Source organism: Rossellomorea sp. NPDC077527 (assembly GCF_044542955.1).
Classification (GTDB): domain Bacteria; phylum Bacillota; class Bacilli; order Bacillales; family Bacillaceae_B; genus Rossellomorea; species Rossellomorea aquimaris_E.
The window spans coordinates 270,326-286,962 of sequence record NZ_JBITVL010000002.1 but is presented as its reverse complement, the minus strand read 5'-3'; the positions used below and the strand labels follow the sequence as shown (position 1 = coordinate 286,962).

Genomic DNA, 16,637 nt, shown 5'->3' with positions numbered 1-16,637 from the left:
TTCTATGGCTCTATTTGGTGTCATCGGGGATCCGATTGCTCATTCCATGTCCCCCCTGATGCATAAAAGTGCGTTTAATGATAAGGGAATAGACGCAGAATATGTTAAATTTCACGTGCAGAAAGAGCAGCTCCCTGATGCTATTCTTGGAATCAAGGCACTGGGAATTCGAGGGGTGAATGTAACGGTTCCGCATAAGGAACACGTCATGTCACTCCTGGACAGGATTGATCCATTGGCGGAGGCCATCGGTGCTGTCAATACGATTGTAAATGAAAGCGGCAAGCTGATTGGTTATAATACAGACGGTCTAGGGTTTGTAGAAGGCTTGAAGAAGATAGCCGGTGAACAGCTTGAAAATAAATCAATGCTGATCATAGGGGCAGGCGGTGCCGCCAGGGCAATCTATTATACACTTGCTTCTTCCGGTGTTAAGAGGATCGATGTAACGAATCGGACACCTGGGAGAGCTGAAAAGATGATAGAAGGATGCCCTTTTGAATTGCATTCTGATTTTCTTCCTCTGGAAGCTTCTGAGAAAACATTGCAGCAATATGATGTTATCATCCAGACCACATCCATCGGCATGTTCCCTCATATTGAAGACAGTCCGTTGGTAATCAGTGATTTAAAGCACGGAAGCATCGTCAGTGATATAATATATAATCCTTTAGAAACGGCATTACTAAAGCAGGCCAAACAAAAAGGTGCCCTCACACAAAACGGACTCGATATGTTCGTTTATCAGGGGGCGCACTCATTCAAAATGTGGACAGGGATAACCCCTTCCTATACGATCATGAAAAACACCGTTTTACAACAACTAGGAGGTCAACATGTTAACAGGTAAACAAAAAAGATTTTTACGTTCAGAAGCACACCATTTAAATCCGGTTTTTCAAGTAGGAAAAGGCGGAGTCAATGATAATATGATCAAAACGGTCAGTGAAGCCATCGAAGTAAGAGAACTGATGAAAATCAGCATCCTTCAAAATTGTGATATGGATAAGTCTGAGGTTGCCGAAGAGCTATCAGAAGGTGTAGGGGCTGATGTTGTCCAAATCATTGGAAACACCATCGTCCTTTATAAAGAATCCAAAGAAAATAAGCAAATAATTCTACCAAGATAAGGATTGGTTGGTACAATGAAGAAAAAGGTTGGGCTTCTGGGAGGTACCTTCAACCCTCCCCATATGGGTCACCTTGTTATTGCAGAGCAGGTTTTGGAGAAGGCTCAATTGGATGAAATCCGTTTTCTTCCAAACCATGTGCCACCACATAAACAGGTGGATGATCGAGTATCGGTGAACCAGCGTCTACTGATGCTAGAGGCAGCCATCAAGGGCAATCCCCGATTTTCCATAGAAAAGATCGAATTGGAAAGAGAGGGAGCCTCATACACATATGACACCATCAAACTTTTGATGGAAAGAGAAGAGAACATCGAATTTTCATTTATCATTGGTGGGGATATGATCGAGTACCTACCTAAATGGCATAAGATCGATGAGCTTCAAAATATGGTGAAGTTTATTGGGGTAAATCGTCCATCCTATCTTCATGAGACTTCATATGATGTTCAACTGATTGAAGTCCCGGCCATTGATCTTTCTTCTTCTTATATTCGTCAAAGAGTAAATCAGGGACAATCGGTCCGCTATTTAGTTCCAGACGAAGTGTATCGATTCATTAAGGGGGAGAAGTTATATGAATAGAGACAAAGCGTTGGAAATCGTTAAAGAACATTTGACAGAGCACCGCTTTGTGCACACATGTGGTGTAATGGAGACAAGTATCGAGCTTGCGAAACGGTATGGAGCAGATGAGAAGAAAGCTGAAACTGCCGCAATCTTTCATGACTATGCCAAGTTCCGTGATAAACAGGAAATGCAGAGTATCATTGAAGATGAGGGGCTTGCACAAGACTTATTGCTTTATAATAGTGAGTTGTGGCATGCGCCTGTTGGAGCTGTACTGGTAGAGCGTGAAGTCGGGATTGAGGATGTGGAAATCCTGAATGCGATTCGCTTCCACACTTCCGGAAAAGAGGGAATGACCGTTCTCGATAAGGTCATCTACTTAGCCGACTATATTGAACCGAATCGTCAGTTCCCAGGGGTGGAAGAAGTGAGGGAGCTTGCTGAAAAGTCCCTGGATCTGGCACTTCTGAAGGCTCTTCAAAATACGATGACCTTCCTAATGAAAAGAAATCAAGCGATTTATCCGGATACATTTCGCTTTTATAATGAATTAACGTTAAATCAGAGGAGATGAAGGAATGGAACAACAATTAGTAGAATTAGCGTATAAAGCCGCTGATGACAAACGCGCTGAGGATATTGTGGTATTGGATATGAAAGGTGTTTCGTTGATTGCGGATTATTTCCTGATCTGCCACGGTAACTCAGACAAGCAGGTACAGGCAATTGCCCGTGAATTGAAAGATGCAGCAGAAGAAAAAGGGTACACTGTTAAACGATTGGAAGGCTTTGACCAAGCACGATGGATATTAGTTGATTTAGGTGATGTGGTCGCTCACGTCTTCCATAAAGAAGAAAGAGGCTACTATAACCTTGAGCGCTTATGGGGAGATGCTTCTTTCGTTGAAGTCAAACAGGGCGAGAATCAATAAATGAGTTATGAACGTTTTGCTTATGTGTATGATTATTTAATGCAGGACGTACCGTATGATGGCTGGTTGGAGTATGTCAATCAACAGGCAGCGGACTATTCGGTTCAAGGGAGAAGAGTCTTGGATATCGCTTGCGGAACAGGAGAATTATCTTTGAGGCTTGCGCGGAATGGCTATGATGTGACAGGTGTCGACTTGTCTCAGGACATGCTCACCATCGCCCGGGAGAAGGCTTCTGCACAGAACGTACAACTTCGATTATTTCAACAGGATATGTCTAAGCTTGACTCTCTTGGTGAATACGATATCGTAACGATATTTTGTGATTCTTTGAATTATCTTGAAGAAGAGAGTGACGTGATAAATACCTTCAATGGTGTGCATTCCCACTTAAAGAAAGACGGATTATTTCTTTTTGATGTGCATTCCATATTCAAGATGACGCAAATTTTCATGAACCAAACCTTTACCCTGACGGATGAAGATGTTTCGTATATCTGGGAGTGTTTCCCAGGGGAATGCTCCAATAGTGTTGAACATGAACTCACCTTTTTTGTGAAGGAAGATGAAACCGGACAGTACGAAAGAGTGGAAGAACTGCACAAACAGCGCACTTACCCCATTCTTATGTTAAAAGAGTGGATCACCAATAATGGATTCGAACTTTTGAATATTACTGCGGACTTTACGGGAGAATCTCCAACAGACCAGAGTGAGAGAATTTTCTTTGCATGTAAAAAGAAATGATAGAAAGCCGGATCGTCCCAGGACGATCCGGCTTTTGTAATTAAAAGAAGGAAAAAAGCAATTTATGTCGAAGTATTAAAAATAGGAGTCTCTCTAGACCCCGAATTGTGATTTCGTTCCTTCGATATCATCCACGAATTTTTCTTGCGTAGCTTCAAATAATTTCTCGAAAACATCCCCCAATTCCCTTTCCATGACGGAAATCCCTATACCGGTCACCCCTCCTTTTACACAAACTTTCTCTTGAAGCGTCGGAAGTGTATAGATATTCTTTTTTAATAAGTCCCCAAGACCAACCAGCATTTCGGATGCCAGGACGGTTGCGGTCTCGCTATCGATCTCCGTCACTTCCACTGCAGCATTAATGAATCGTTGAGTAACATAACTGAAAAAGGCCGGTCCGCAGCTGACGATATCAGAAGCGACCCTTGTTACATTCTCATCGATCACGACGGGTGTTGAAATGTGCCTGGCGAGCTTTGTTAGTTCCCATCTCCATTTATCTGAACAACCACTTCCATACGTTAAAAGCGACACGCCGCTCAATGCGCGATTAGTGATGCTTGGGATAAATCGGGCACAGGAGCAGGGTAATAATGACTCTAACTGACCCACACTTACCGGGCTCGTAATGGAAACCACACACTTTTCCTTAGAGAAGCTTTTCTTATTCTCCTGAATCACATCATACACATCATGTGGTTTAACGCAGATGAAAATTAAATCAGATGATGAAATCACTTCTTCGGCAGAATGATCTACATTTACCTTGTGGAATTTCTCTTGTATGTTCTCAGCTTTTTTTAATGAACGATTCGTAATATGAAGATGTGAAGGAGAAATCGCATTTGATTCAATGAGAGCTTCAATAATGATTTTCCCCATGTTTCCCGTCCCGATGATACCAACTTTCATGTTCAGCCCTCCTTCTATCACACACTCTCCTAAAACTTATGAAAACCTTGTAATGAATATTCCACCCGAGGTGATTTCCATGCAGTCCATCATTGAAAAATATAGAACGATCCTGGTTATCGTTATGATTTGTTTTGTTTTCCTGATTGCATATGTATTGAAAAATGCAACATATCCACCCAAAGAAGAAGTTGCCTTCACAGCAGCCCCTGTAAAAAAGAAAGAAAATCCCAAACTCGAGAAAGATGCAGAAAATGTGTTCGTGGACGTGAAGGGAGAAGTGATGAAGCCCGGACTTTATGAGGTAAGGCAGGGAGAACGGTTGAAGTTCGTCATCGACAGGGCAGGAGGTTTTACGGATGATGCTGATAAAAAAATGATGAATCTGGCCGTCAAGGTAACCGACGAGATGATGATATACGTCCCGAAAATCGGTGAAATGGAAATAGTGCCACCTGAGATTGTTACGCCTGTTTCGGGTACAGAAGCAGGACATGATATCCTTAATATCAATACAGCTTCTCAGCAGGACTTTGAAACCCTTCCTGGAATCGGGCCATCCAAAGCAGCATCCTTTGTTCAATATCGAGAAGAGAATGGACCGTTCAGTACGATTGATGAAATTACAAATATCTCAGGAATCGGAGACAAAACATTCGAGAAATTAAAAGAGCATATTTCTGTACAATGAATTGACGAAACCCAGGTAGTCTTTATACACTTAAACAAGTATTAACATTTCACCGAAAACACAGAAGGGAGAATGGGGATGGAAAGAATAGCATGGCATCAATATTTCATGGCTCAAAGTCAACTGCTTGCCCTCCGCAGTACGTGTACGAGGCTGGCAGTGGGAGCAACCATCGTCAGGGAAAAGCGAATCATTGCAGGCGGTTATAATGGCTCCATTGCAGGTGGGGACCATTGTATAGATGAAGGGTGTTATGTCATTGACAATCACTGTGTGAGGACCATTCACGCGGAAATGAATGCCCTTTTGCAATGTTCAAAGTTCGGCGTCGGAACGGAGAATGCAGACATTTATGTAACTCACTTTCCGTGTCTTCAATGCTGTAAGGCGCTCATACAGGCAGGAATCAAAACGGTTTATTATGCCAAAGATTATAAAAATCACCCTTATGCCATTGAACTATTCGAGAAGGCAGGCGTGTATGTAGAAAAAGTCCCTTTTCAAGAAAGCAGTATCGATGTCAAACATTCGGAAAAAGCAGCCTTAATGATCCAGCTTATAGAAGATCTCAGGGAACAAGGCGTTTCGGAGGAAAGAATTCACCATTATGAACAAGAATACATAAAGCTTTTTCATGAGTAGTGGTTTCTATCTCTACTCAGCTATGGGTGTGCTTTCAGGGGCATTACTGGCACTTCAGTTTCACTGGGGTGCTGTCCTCCTTGTCCTTCTCCTGCTCTCTCAATACCTTAGAAAAATCCCCCTGATCACCATCTTATTTATCCTTCTCTTTGTAGGCATTTCATTCTTTAATTCTCACTGGCACCAATCACAGCAGCATTCGGTGCTCTCTGCACAAACGGGACCCCATTCCTACCATGTGACAATAGATGACATACCATCCATTGACGGGAATGCATTTGTATCGTTTGCAAAAATACACGATGAAAAAGTCCTCCTTCGCTATTATTTTACTTCAGAAGAAGAAAAACGAAGCTTTATAGGAGTGAATCCCGGGTTCGTATGCGAAGTGGAAGGAGAGTTCAATGAGCCTAATCCCAATAAAAATCCGGATTCTTTCAATTATCAACAATTTCTGAATCACCAACGGGTTTATTGGTTCCTGGATATTCAGACATTCAAGCGATGTAAGGATCAGAGTACGTGGAAACATTTCCTTACGAAGCTGAGATTTAAAGGGCTAAAAAGAATCGAACAAAACTTCCCTCCTTCAACTGTCGGTGTCACACAGGCGCTATTATTCGGGGAGACAGGGATGATTGAGGAAGACACTATGAAATCATTCAGGGAACTCGGAGTGGTTCATCTTCTTGCCATTTCAGGTCTTCATGTGGGTCTTTTGTTTGCATTCCTTCATTATTTTTTATTACGGTTGGGTGTAACCAGGGAAGCCGCATCGTGGATAGGGATTGTGTTCCTTCTTTGCTATATCGTATTGACAGGTGGTTCGCCATCTGTAGTCAGGGCGTCCTCCATGCTGATCGTCCTCCTTCTCTGTAGGAAAACACCCCTGAATATCAGTGTGATCGATAGCTTAGCTGCAGTATTCGTGGTGGTTGTGTTATACAAACCATTCTCGGTATTTAATGCAGGCTTCCAGCTATCGTTTGTGGTAAGTTTCTCCCTTGTGATCTCTTCCCGGACTATTTTAAACAGTGTATCCTCTTTCAAACAGATGTTTATTGTGACAATGGTGGCACAATTAGCATCAATCCCCATCGTGATCTATCATTTCTATGAGTTCTCCTTGATCGGTTTTCTGACTAATCTCCTTTATGTACCCCTCTTTTCCTTTTTCGTTCTTCCATTGTCAATAATGGTTTATCTTCTTTCTTTCATTGTTCCAACTGGTTGGCTCATGATTCCTTATAAGGGTTTATTGGATGGAATTCAAGGGTTATCCTCTATTATATCTTCATTTCCATATAGCACCCTTGTGATGGGCAGACCCCATTTTCTCCTTTTACTTGGTTATTTTATTGTGATCTATTTTGTGTTTGTTGGAATTGAAAGGAGAAAATACAGATCGGTTGGTATACTCCTTCTTTTTGCGTCCCTTCATATCTTATGGAACAATTATCATCCATATGGAGAAGTTGTTTTCATTGATGTCGGTCAAGGAGATGCAACCTTGATCGACTTGCCCTTTAACAGAGGAACCTACTTGATTGATGCAGGAGGGGAAGTTCAGTTTCCCAAAGAAAAATGGGAAGAACCAACCAACCGATTTTCCGTAGGAGATGATATTGTCGTACCCTTAATAAAAAGCAAAGGAATCACGTCCATTGATTCATTGATCTTAACTCATGGAGATTTGGATCATGTTGGCGGGGCAGAAGCTGTTATTGATGAACTGGAAGTGAGGGAGATCTTGATCAGTCCAGGCAGCAGAGAAAAAATAGAAGTCGAGAACATTGTAGAAACGGCACAGAGAAAAAGGATTCCGGTTAAAGAAGCGATGTACCCAGTCGGATGGCGTGGTGATGAGAATGGATTACATATCGTTTCTCCACTTGATGACGCTTATGAGGGAAATAATGACTCTATCGTGATATACGGTGAAATCGGATCGAAGAGATGGTTGTTAACTGGAGACCTGGAAGAAGAAGGGGAAAGGGATTTGATTAAGGCATTCGATCTGCCGGTAGATGTATTGAAAGTTGGGCATCATGGCAGCAAAACAAGTACGACAGAAGAGTTCCTTGATGAAACGAAGCCTGCCATGGCGGTGATTTCTGCAGGGGAATCCAATCGCTTCGGTCACCCTCACCCTGAAGTGGTGGAGCGATTGAAGAGAAGGGGACTGACGATTTATGAGACAGGAAAGAACGGGGCGATTACCTATCGTTTTTGGGATAAAAAAGGAACGTTTTCTGCCCACCTACCATAGGATGTAGAACAAAACAAATTAAGCGCTAATGAAAAAGGGGCAGACCTATTACAAAGAGTCAGGTGCCTTCAAATCATCGTTATGATACGGATAGTACCATATATGGAAGTTGAAGTAACCGGAATCTTTCAGGCCTGCCTCCTATTTTTCATTAGGACCCAATCAATTTGATCACTGTTGCAATAATGAACATTATAGCAAAGAATCCAAAAGAAACACCGAAGCCAACGCCAGAATCTACTGCATCATTTCTTTTTGATTGTACATTCTTTTCAAATTGGTTCACAATTACCCCTCCTATTTCTATTCTAGTATAGAACAACGCTACTGAAAAATCTATACTTCCCTTTACTTTTTCCTTTACTGACAAGAGTTGTCACCCATAAGTTCACGGACGGGTGGTGACACTAATCAATACAAAGGAAATACCGTTGATGGAAAAGGTTCCTAGGTCTTCTCCGTTAACGTTAATATAGATATAGGGGGTGTCCTATATGAGGGATGTCCCCTTTACCCCTTGCCAAAACCAGTAAGCTTTTTTACCATAGAGTAGAGAAAAGACTTAATGGAGAGTGCTGACTTGGTTATTGATACATGGAAAAAAATAGAGAAATCTCAATTTGCCGCTATATATTTAGTTTACGGAAATGAGTCATTTATTATTAATGAAACGAAACAAAGAATTGTCTCAAGAGCCATTTCAGAAGAAGAGATGGATTTTAATTTTTCAAGCTATGATCTGGAAGAAACGCCGATAGAGGTGGCGATAGAGGATGCAGAGACCTTTCCATTCATGGGAGAAAAAAGGGTGGTCGTACTCCAAAATCCCGTTTTTTTGACTGCTGAAAAAACAAAAGAAAAGGTAGAGCATAATATCAAGAGATTTGAGCAATACATACAATCACCTGCACCATATACCATTCTGGTCATCACGGCGAATTACGAAAAACTGGACGAGCGTAAAAAAATCACCAAATCATTAAAAAAACTGGCTGAAGTAGTAGAAGCGAAAAAGCTGAACGAACAGGAATTGAAATCCTGGGTAAGGGAACGTGCAGCAGGAAATAATGTTCAGATTGATGAAGATGCCGTCGAATTTTTGTTGACTCTTGCCGGAACTAACCTGATGATGCTCACTCAGGAATTGGATAAGCTCTCCTTGTACGCCAGCGACACCAACAGAATTGATGTGGCAGTAGTGGAACGTTTAACGGCAAGATCCCTTGAACAAAATATTTTCACGTTGGTGGACAAGGTTGTTCACAGAAGAATAGATGAAGCGTTGAGAATCTATTATGATCTACTGAAGCAAAACGAAGAACCGCTAAAGATCCTGGCCATACTTGCAGGGCAGTTCCGTCTGATCTACGGGGTAAAGGAGCTGTCAAGGAGAGGATATGGTCAGCAGAAGATCGCATCTACTCTTAAAGTGCATCCATTCAGGGTGAAACTCGCAGCAGGACAGGCAAAACATTTCAATGATAAGCAACTTGCTCTTATCATCGATCTTCTTTCGCAGGGAGATTATGAAATCAAGACAGGACAAATCAAAAAAGAACTGATGATCGAGATGTTTTTATTTAAACTTCACGATCAAAGTTTTACCTAAAAAAAACCACCCGGCCAATTGGCAGGGTGGTTTTTTTCAATTAGTTCGCTTTTTTCATTAGGCGAGACTTTTGACGATCTGCAGCGTTTTTGTGGATAAGACCTTTTTGAGCTGCTTTGTCTAATTGACGTACCGCTTCAGTTACTAGATCTTTCGCGTTATCAGCGCTGTTAGTCGTAGCTGCTTCTGCTTTCTTGATAGCAGTACGCATTGTAGATTTTACTGCAGCGTTTTGAGCGTTACGCTCGTTGCTAGTTTTTACGCGTTTGATAGCTGATTTGATATTTGGCATTCCTGTCACCTCCTATAAAAGGATCGAGATTCTATGTGACTCGATTTAAATTCCTAAACAATAAGAACAAATGATATTTTATCAAACGGACAGTGATATTGCAATACTATGAAGTGAAATTAAACAAGTGAATGAACACTTGCCGAAAAGGTAAACATAAAAAAATACTGGAAAATATCCCAAGCCTGGAGGTAGAGTCGAAATGAAAAAAGAAGAAATCGATTTAAGTAAATATTCCATTCGTACCGATCTTGCCGTAGAAGCAAAAGAAATGGTGGATGCAGAGAAGGCCGAAAATACGTCGTCCATTCAGGGTGTCATGATTAAAGAAAGAGAAGAGGACGGAGTGAAAGTTTCCCTGGTCACGGTAACACCTGAAGGGGAAGAAAAAATCGGCAAGAAACCGGGTAACTATTTAACCATAGAGGCTCATGGTATACGCGAAGAAAATACAGAGCTGCAGCAACGGGTTGAAAAGGTATTCGCGAATGAACTTAGCCAATTTTTGATTAATAATAAAATCAGCAAAAATGCAAGCTGCTTAATTGTCGGGCTCGGAAACTGGAATGTGACACCGGATTCACTTGGTCCCCGTGTATGTGAAGATGTCATCGTGACAAGGCACTTATTTGAACTTCAGCCTGAATCGGTGGAAGAAGGGTATCGGCCAGTGAGTGCCCTCGTACCTGGTGTTATGGGACTGACGGGAATTGAAACGAGTGATATCATCTTCGGTGTGGTGGAGAAATCCAAGCCGGACTTCATCATTGCCATCGACGCCTTGGCGTCCCGTTCGATCGAACGCGTCAATGCAACCATTCAGATCTCAGACACAGGTATCCATCCAGGATCGGGAGTGGGGAATAAACGAAAAGGATTGGACCAGGAAACGTTAGGAGTTCCTGTCATTGCCATCGGTGTTCCGACAGTGCTGGATGCCGTGACGATTGTTAGTGATACGGTGGATTTCCTGTTAAAACATTTTGGGAAAGAAATGAGAGAAGGAAATCGTCCGTCAAGATCACTTGCTCCTGCAGGCTTGAGTTTCGGTGAGAGAAGGAAATTAACTGATGAGGACCTGCCTGAAGAAGAGCATCGCCAAACGTTCATGGGCATCGTTGGGACCCTTCCAGATCAGGAAAAACGAAAGCTGATCCATGAGGTTCTAGCGCCAATCGGACATAATCTGATGGTCACGCCCAAAGAAGTGGATGTATTCATGGAGGATATGGCCAATCTCATCGCGAGCGGCCTTAATGCAGCGCTGCATGATGCGGTGGATCAGGAAAATACGGGATATCAGACGAGATAGATGGAGGTTTATGATAACGCCTTAAGGGGAGTGTAGACCTTGGGGCGTTTTTGATATTTTGAAATGTGTGTGGGAATGACGTTTCGCCGATAAATTTGAAATTTCGCTGATAAAATCTGTATTTCGCCGATATCCTCCTTATATATCCCCGCTATCCTAGTAAATCCTAAATTAGAAGGCTGAAAAAAGCATTTCATCCCTCATTAAACTGCCGTTATCATGAAATTCTATAAAAACTATCCTATTTTTCAAAAAAATTAAACTCTCATTAACATCCATTACCTAGAGATAGAAAAATCGATTAATGAACGTCCCAATCCTGCAATTTCCCTTCTCAAAGGCAATCTCACCCCCTCTCACATAAAAAATAGTAGACCACCCTGTTTAACTTTCTCCCAATCATCTCATAATGACTACTAAATATAGTTCTACTATCTCTAGCAATTTCATAAGTTGTACTAGAGTAAAGATATAGAAAGGGTGAGAGAATGAGATCATATAAAGCCCCTCAATATGTTATCGCGATTAACATGACAACAATACTGAAAGGGATGCTGATCTTCGTGATGGGATTGCTCTCGATTTTTTCAATCACTGGTATCCTCACTTCCTTGAACCCTGAATACAGGATTACATCCAACTCTTTGAATCAAGCTGCCTCCAACGTGAAAGGGGAGGTCCTATATAAGATTCTGGCACTGGAAAACCGGTCCTTCTATCAAATATTACCGGAAGAGGAGAGGTCTCTCCCCGGAATGACTTCCATCCTGTTTCAAGTGGCTACCAATGTGAGTTTTGAAGATCCACGAAGCTTTCTCGGTCGCGAACTTCCAGGGTTCTCGGTATTCGATGGGGATATACTCGTAGCCGGAGAGGGAACGGATTTTACCAATATGCCGATTGAATCTGTTCCTCCACCCGAAGTCCTGAAATCAGGGAATGAAGCTCCACTCAAGAATGTGGGGGAGCTGAAAGAAACAGATCAAAAGGGCGGGGATGTGGCACCGCCATTAACGACAGGAAATAAAGATACGGTCTTACTTTACTTCACCCATACGCGGGAATCCTATCTCCCTTACTTGGAGGGAGTGTCCAATCCGGACTCGGCCATGCACTCCAAGATCAATGTGACGAAGGTAGGGGACATGGTTAAGCAAGATCTAGAGGATCTCGGGATTGGCACGAGCATTGATAAAACAGATGTGATAAAGAATCTAAACGATAAGGGGCTTGATTATTGGGCGGCTTATCAGGAATCGAGGCCGCTGGTGCAGGCTGCTATGACCAGTAACAAAGATTTACTGTATATGGTGGATATACACCGGGACTCCCAGAGAAGGAATGTGACCACCGGAACGATTGACGGCAAAACGTATGCAAAACTTGCCTTTGTTGTTGGGGAAGAGCATACAAATTATGAAAAAAATCTGCAAGTGGCAACGGAGCTTCACAAGCGATTGGAATCAAAGTATAAAGGGATTTCACGTGGTGTCATTGCCAAAAAAGGGAGCGGTACAAACGGAAAGTTCAACCAGGACCTCTCCGGGAACGCCATGCTAATCGAATTTGGCGGAGTGGATAATACGTTTGAGGAACTTGAGAGAACAGCGGAGGCTTTCGCCGAAGTATTCGCTGATTACTACTGGCAGGCAGAAAAAGTGAACCATATTCCCATTACTCCTGCTGTAAGTCAGTAATAAAGGATGGATGAATGATGACAAAATTCTTTTTCAAATGTGCACTTCTCATAACCGCATTATTTATCGGGGTCCTGATCGGGATGCAGTATGCCAATGAGGGGATAGTGGAAATGAAGGGGCATGATCAGCAAAATTTCACATCTCCCGTCGGTGTCAGTCAGAATGGAGAAGGGAATGTTGAAGCATCCTTCCTTGGGAACGAGGTAGATTCAAAAACATTAAGTGAAAAGAAAGAAAAGTTAGAAGAGATGAAAGCTTTTAATGTATTTTCTTCCATCGGTAAGGTCATAGCGAATATCATCGAAAGTATCACCAATAAAATAGTCGATGTGATTGCTTCGTTCATTTGATAGGAAGAAGGCGTGAAGAGCCTTCTTCTTTTTCATATGTAAAGGAGTGGCCCTTTCGGGGAAAATAATGAAATCCCTCATGGGCCATTTAGTTTACGTTGAATATTCGATAGTCTACTGCTATAATTCAAAATAGTGTACATGTGTGGAAATAACAGGAGTTGAACGAATAATGAACCGTGAAGAGAAATTAGAGAGACAATCGAGAATCAGGAACTTTTCCATTATTGCTCATATCGATCATGGGAAATCTACCCTGGCTGATCGTATACTAGAAAAGACGAAAGCATTGACGGCGCGTGAAATGAAGGCGCAATTGCTAGATTCAATGGATCTTGAGAGAGAACGTGGAATAACGATCAAATTAAATTCTGTGCAATTAAAGTATCAGGCGAAGGATGGTATAGAGTATATATTCCATCTAATCGATACGCCGGGGCACGTAGACTTTACATACGAAGTATCCCGTAGTTTAGCTGCATGTGAAGGAGCGGTCCTTGTAGTGGATGCCGCTCAAGGGATCGAAGCCCAGACGCTTGCGAACGTATATCTTGCGTTGGATAATAACTTGGAAATCCTTCCAGTCATCAATAAAATTGACCTGCCTGCTGCCGATCCTGAAAGGGTTCGTCAGGAAGTGGAAGACGTCATCGGACTGGATGCATCGGAAGCGGTCCTTGCATCAGCTAAAGCCGGAATCGGGATTGAAGATATTCTTGAGCAGGTAGTTGAAAAGGTGCCAGCTCCCCAGGGAGATCCTGATGCACCATTGAAAGCCCTAATCTTTGACTCATTGTATGACGCCTACAGAGGAGTCGTTGCCTACATCCGTGTGATGGAAGGAAGCGTCAAAGTAGGGGATAAAGTCCGTATGATGGCAACGGGCAAAGAGTTTGAAGTAACCGAAATCGGGGTTTTCACGCCGAAAGCCACAGGTCAGAAAGAGTTAACAGTCGGGGATGTTGGTTACCTGACGGCCGCGATCAAGAACGTCGGGGACACCCGTGTCGGGGATACCATCACCCTAGCGAACAATCCTGCACAGCAAGCACTGCCTGGCTACCGTCGACTGAATCCGATGGTTTACTGTGGTTTATACCCAATCGATTCAAATCGCTATAACGATTTGAGGGAAGCACTTGAGAAACTTGAACTGAATGATTCTGCTCTTCAATATGAGCCTGAAACATCACAGGCATTAGGATTTGGATTCCGCTGTGGATTCCTCGGCCTTCTTCATATGGAGATCATTCAGGAGCGTATCGAACGGGAATTCAAAATCGACCTGATTACGACTGCACCAAGTGTTATCTATCATGTGCATTTGACGGATGGGGAAGAAGTTAGAGTTGATAACCCGTCCATGATGCCTGATCCTCAAAAAGTGGATCATGTGGAAGAACCATACGTGAAAGCAACCATCATGGTGCCGAATGATTACGTAGGTGCCGTCATGGAGCTTTGCCAAGGAAAGCGCGGGAACTTCATCGACATGCAGTATATGGATGACACGCGGGTGAATATCATTTATGAAATTCCGCTTGCCGAAATCGTCTATGACTTTTTCGATCAATTGAAGTCGAATACAAAAGGCTATGCTTCATTCGACTATGAGCTGATCGGATACAAGGAGTCCAAGCTTGTGAAAATGGATATCCTTCTTAATAGTGAAAATGTTGATGCCTTGAGCTTTATCGTTCACCGTGATTTCGCCTATGAACGAGGGAAGCTGATTGTTGAGAAGCTGAAAGAGCTAATCCCTAGACAGCAATTCGAAGTACCGGTCCAGGCAGCGATCGGTCAGAAGATTGTCGCAAGGTCCACGATCAAGGCCATCCGTAAGAATGTACTGGCCAAATGTTACGGTGGGGATATCTCTCGTAAACGTAAGCTTCTAGATAAACAAAAAGAAGGTAAAAAACGTATGAAGTCCGTCGGGAACGTAGAGGTTCCACAAGAAGCCTTCATGGCCGTCTTGAAAATGGACGATACAGATAAAAAATAGTAGCAGGGATGATAAAGGGGGAAAGTGGCTTGTATGCAAGCACTACTTACCCCCTTTTCTCTATGATTGATGAAAAGGAGGGAAATGCTTGGTAAAGTCAGCGTATATTCATATACCTTTCTGTGAGCATATCTGTCACTATTGTGATTTCAATAAAGTGTTCCTGGAAGGGCAGCCGGTTGATGAATATCTAATCAGCTTAGGGAACGAAATGAAGAAACGAGTCGTCTCCCGTGAGAAGCTCGATACCATTTTTGTCGGTGGAGGAACTCCGACATCCCTGAATGCAAAACAGCTGGACGTTTTATGTGAGTCAATCACCACATATTTGCCGTTTGAGAAGGGGGAGTTCACGTTTGAAGCGAACCCGGGCGATTTGACTGAGGACAAACTCCGGGTATTAAAGGACCATGGTGTCAATCGTTTAAGTTTCGGTGTTCAATCATTTAATAACGACCTCCTTAAAGGAATCGGGAGAACCCATAAAAGTGAGGATGTTTATACCTCAGTGGAGACAGCTCAAAAAGTTGGTTTTTCTAATATCAGCATTGATCTGATTTACAGTCTTCCAAGGCAAACAGAGGAAGATTTTCAGGATACATTAACGAAAGCACTTGATCTTGATCTGCCTCATTACTCGGCGTATTCACTCATCGTAGAACCGAAAACGGTTTTCTATAATTTAATGAGAAAAGGGAAGCTGTCATTGCCTTCTCAGGACCAGGAAGCAGCTATGTATGAGATCCTGATCGATACGATGGAGAGATATGGGATCAATCAATATGAAATCAGTAATTTTGCCAAACCGGGATACGAAAGCAAACATAATCTTGTTTATTGGGACAATAATGAATATTATGGTTTAGGCGCAGGGGCACACGGATATATAAACGGAGTACGTTATTCAAATTACGGCCCGCTAAAGAAATATATGGACCCGATTTCAGAAGGTACCCTTCCGACCATACAGGAGCATGAGGTCACCAAAGCTGAAAGCATGGAAGAGGAAATGTTCCTCGGGTTACGTAAGGTAGAGGGCGTAAGTAAATCCATTTTCCAAAAAAAATTCGGCACAAACATCCAATCTGTCTTTGGAGCTTCCATTGAAGAAATGGAGAAGAGAGGATTGCTCTCGGTAAATGATGATCGGGTGGCACTGACGAAACAGGGACGCTTTTTAGGAAATGAGGTTTTTCAATCATTCCTCGGGGTAATCTAATTGGTCCAATCTTTTAGAGTCGGTGTGTTTATTCAGTCTTGTAGTATGCAATAAATACTCAGAAAGTTGATTGGAGCGGAAGGTGCTCGACTCCTGCGGGAAGAACGAAAAGCGGAGGTGGCTCGACCAGCCCCGACAAGCATAAGATGAATGGGGCAGGAAGGCGTTTTTTGCCTTCTTGGTCCATTTATCTTATGACCTCGAGGGGCTAGCCGCCGGAGCTGGACAAGTTGAGGCCCAGTACTATTTTAGCC

The 16,637-nt window shown here is 42.6% G+C and carries 18 protein-coding genes; 15 read left to right on the top strand and 3 right to left on the bottom strand.

From position 1 onward, the window contains the following. Positions 1-4: 4 nt before the first annotated feature. Genes aroE through ACIGG7_RS06650 form a run of 6 tightly spaced genes read left to right on the top strand, consistent with a single transcriptional unit; the run spans position 5 to position 3,379 of the window. A complete protein-coding gene (gene aroE / locus ACIGG7_RS06675) occupies positions 5-850 on the top strand; it encodes a shikimate dehydrogenase (RefSeq protein WP_224940065.1) in 846 nt (281 codons plus the stop codon). After that, positions 837-1,130, top strand: coding sequence for a ribosome assembly RNA-binding protein YhbY (yhbY, locus tag ACIGG7_RS06670; RefSeq protein ID WP_224940066.1), 294 nt, complete (start codon positions 837-839; stop codon positions 1,128-1,130). The genes aroE and yhbY overlap by 14 nt, the downstream gene beginning before the upstream one ends. A gap of 15 nt (positions 1,131-1,145) precedes the next feature. Then, the gene (locus ACIGG7_RS06665; protein ID WP_224940067.1) at positions 1,146-1,715 is read left to right on the top strand and encodes a nicotinate-nucleotide adenylyltransferase; all 570 of its coding nucleotides are present in this window, start codon (positions 1,146-1,148) and stop codon (positions 1,713-1,715) included. Next, positions 1,708-2,274, top strand: a complete 567-nt coding sequence (gene yqeK / locus ACIGG7_RS06660; RefSeq protein WP_224940068.1) for a bis(5'-nucleosyl)-tetraphosphatase (symmetrical) YqeK — start codon at positions 1,708-1,710, stop codon at positions 2,272-2,274. Before ACIGG7_RS06665 ends, yqeK begins: the two co-directional genes overlap by 8 nt. A 4-nt stretch (positions 2,275-2,278) precedes the next feature. Next, a complete protein-coding gene (gene rsfS / locus ACIGG7_RS06655) occupies positions 2,279-2,632 on the top strand; it encodes a ribosome silencing factor (RefSeq protein WP_224940069.1) in 354 nt (117 codons plus the stop codon). Further along, positions 2,633-3,379 (top strand): class I SAM-dependent DNA methyltransferase, encoded by a 747-nt coding sequence (locus tag ACIGG7_RS06650; protein WP_224940070.1) that lies wholly within the window; start codon positions 2,633-2,635, stop codon positions 3,377-3,379. It abuts the gene before it with no gap. 93 nt (positions 3,380-3,472) lie between these two features. Here the strand turns inward: ACIGG7_RS06650 and comER are convergent, their stop codons facing one another. After that, positions 3,473-4,294 (bottom strand): late competence protein ComER, encoded by an 822-nt coding sequence (gene comER, locus ACIGG7_RS06645; RefSeq protein WP_224940071.1) that lies wholly within the window; start codon positions 4,292-4,294, stop codon positions 3,473-3,475. 52 nt (positions 4,295-4,346) lie between these two features. On the opposite strand from comER, the gene ACIGG7_RS06640 reads away from it, so the two are divergent. From ACIGG7_RS06640 to ACIGG7_RS06630, 3 genes are all read left to right on the top strand, one after another. Next, the gene (locus ACIGG7_RS06640) at positions 4,347-4,985 is read left to right on the top strand and encodes a helix-hairpin-helix domain-containing protein (RefSeq protein ID WP_224940072.1); all 639 of its coding nucleotides are present in this window, start codon (positions 4,347-4,349) and stop codon (positions 4,983-4,985) included. A 78-nt stretch (positions 4,986-5,063) separates the two neighbouring features. Beyond that, the gene (locus ACIGG7_RS06635) at positions 5,064-5,627 is read left to right on the top strand and encodes a ComE operon protein 2 (RefSeq protein WP_224940073.1); all 564 of its coding nucleotides are present in this window, start codon (positions 5,064-5,066) and stop codon (positions 5,625-5,627) included. Further along, on the top strand, positions 5,620-7,896 hold the full coding sequence (locus tag ACIGG7_RS06630) for a DNA internalization-related competence protein ComEC/Rec2 (protein WP_397549213.1): 2,277 nt from the start codon (positions 5,620-5,622) through the stop codon (positions 7,894-7,896). The genes ACIGG7_RS06635 and ACIGG7_RS06630 overlap by 8 nt, the downstream gene beginning before the upstream one ends. A gap of 151 nt (positions 7,897-8,047) precedes the next feature. On the opposite strand, the gene ACIGG7_RS06625 is transcribed toward ACIGG7_RS06630, so the two are convergent. Beyond that, a complete protein-coding gene (locus ACIGG7_RS06625; protein WP_224941278.1) occupies positions 8,048-8,182 on the bottom strand; it encodes a YqzM family protein in 135 nt (44 codons plus the stop codon). A 294-nt stretch (positions 8,183-8,476) separates the two neighbouring features. On the opposite strand from ACIGG7_RS06625, the gene holA reads away from it, so the two are divergent. Then, the gene (gene holA, locus ACIGG7_RS06620) at positions 8,477-9,505 is read left to right on the top strand and encodes a DNA polymerase III subunit delta (protein ID WP_397549212.1); all 1,029 of its coding nucleotides are present in this window, start codon (positions 8,477-8,479) and stop codon (positions 9,503-9,505) included. Between the two features lie 40 nt (positions 9,506-9,545). On the opposite strand, the gene rpsT is transcribed toward holA, so the two are convergent. Further along, entirely contained in the window at positions 9,546-9,797 is a 252-nt protein-coding gene (gene rpsT / locus ACIGG7_RS06615; RefSeq protein WP_098353137.1) for a 30S ribosomal protein S20, read from the bottom strand. Between the two features lie 202 nt (positions 9,798-9,999). Here rpsT and gpr point away from each other — a divergent pair, with 202 nt between their 5' ends. From gpr to hemW, 5 genes are all read left to right on the top strand, one after another. After that, positions 10,000-11,109 carry a GPR endopeptidase gene (gene gpr, locus ACIGG7_RS06610; RefSeq protein ID WP_224940076.1) on the top strand — a complete coding sequence of 370 codons (1,110 nt, stop codon included), beginning with the start codon at positions 10,000-10,002 and terminating at the stop codon, positions 11,107-11,109. 488 nt (positions 11,110-11,597) lie between these two features. After that, the gene (gene spoIIP, locus ACIGG7_RS06605; protein ID WP_224940077.1) at positions 11,598-12,806 is read left to right on the top strand and encodes a stage II sporulation protein P; all 1,209 of its coding nucleotides are present in this window, start codon (positions 11,598-11,600) and stop codon (positions 12,804-12,806) included. 14 nt (positions 12,807-12,820) lie between these two features. Beyond that, the gene (locus ACIGG7_RS06600; RefSeq protein WP_397549211.1) at positions 12,821-13,159 is read left to right on the top strand and encodes a DUF3679 domain-containing protein; all 339 of its coding nucleotides are present in this window, start codon (positions 12,821-12,823) and stop codon (positions 13,157-13,159) included. A 172-nt stretch (positions 13,160-13,331) separates the two neighbouring features. Then, a complete protein-coding gene (gene lepA / locus ACIGG7_RS06595; protein ID WP_263628049.1) occupies positions 13,332-15,164 on the top strand; it encodes a translation elongation factor 4 in 1,833 nt (610 codons plus the stop codon). A gap of 88 nt (positions 15,165-15,252) precedes the next feature. Next, entirely contained in the window at positions 15,253-16,383 is a 1,131-nt protein-coding gene (gene hemW, locus ACIGG7_RS06590) for a radical SAM family heme chaperone HemW (RefSeq protein ID WP_397549210.1), read from the top strand. Positions 16,384-16,637: the final 254 nt, after the last annotated feature.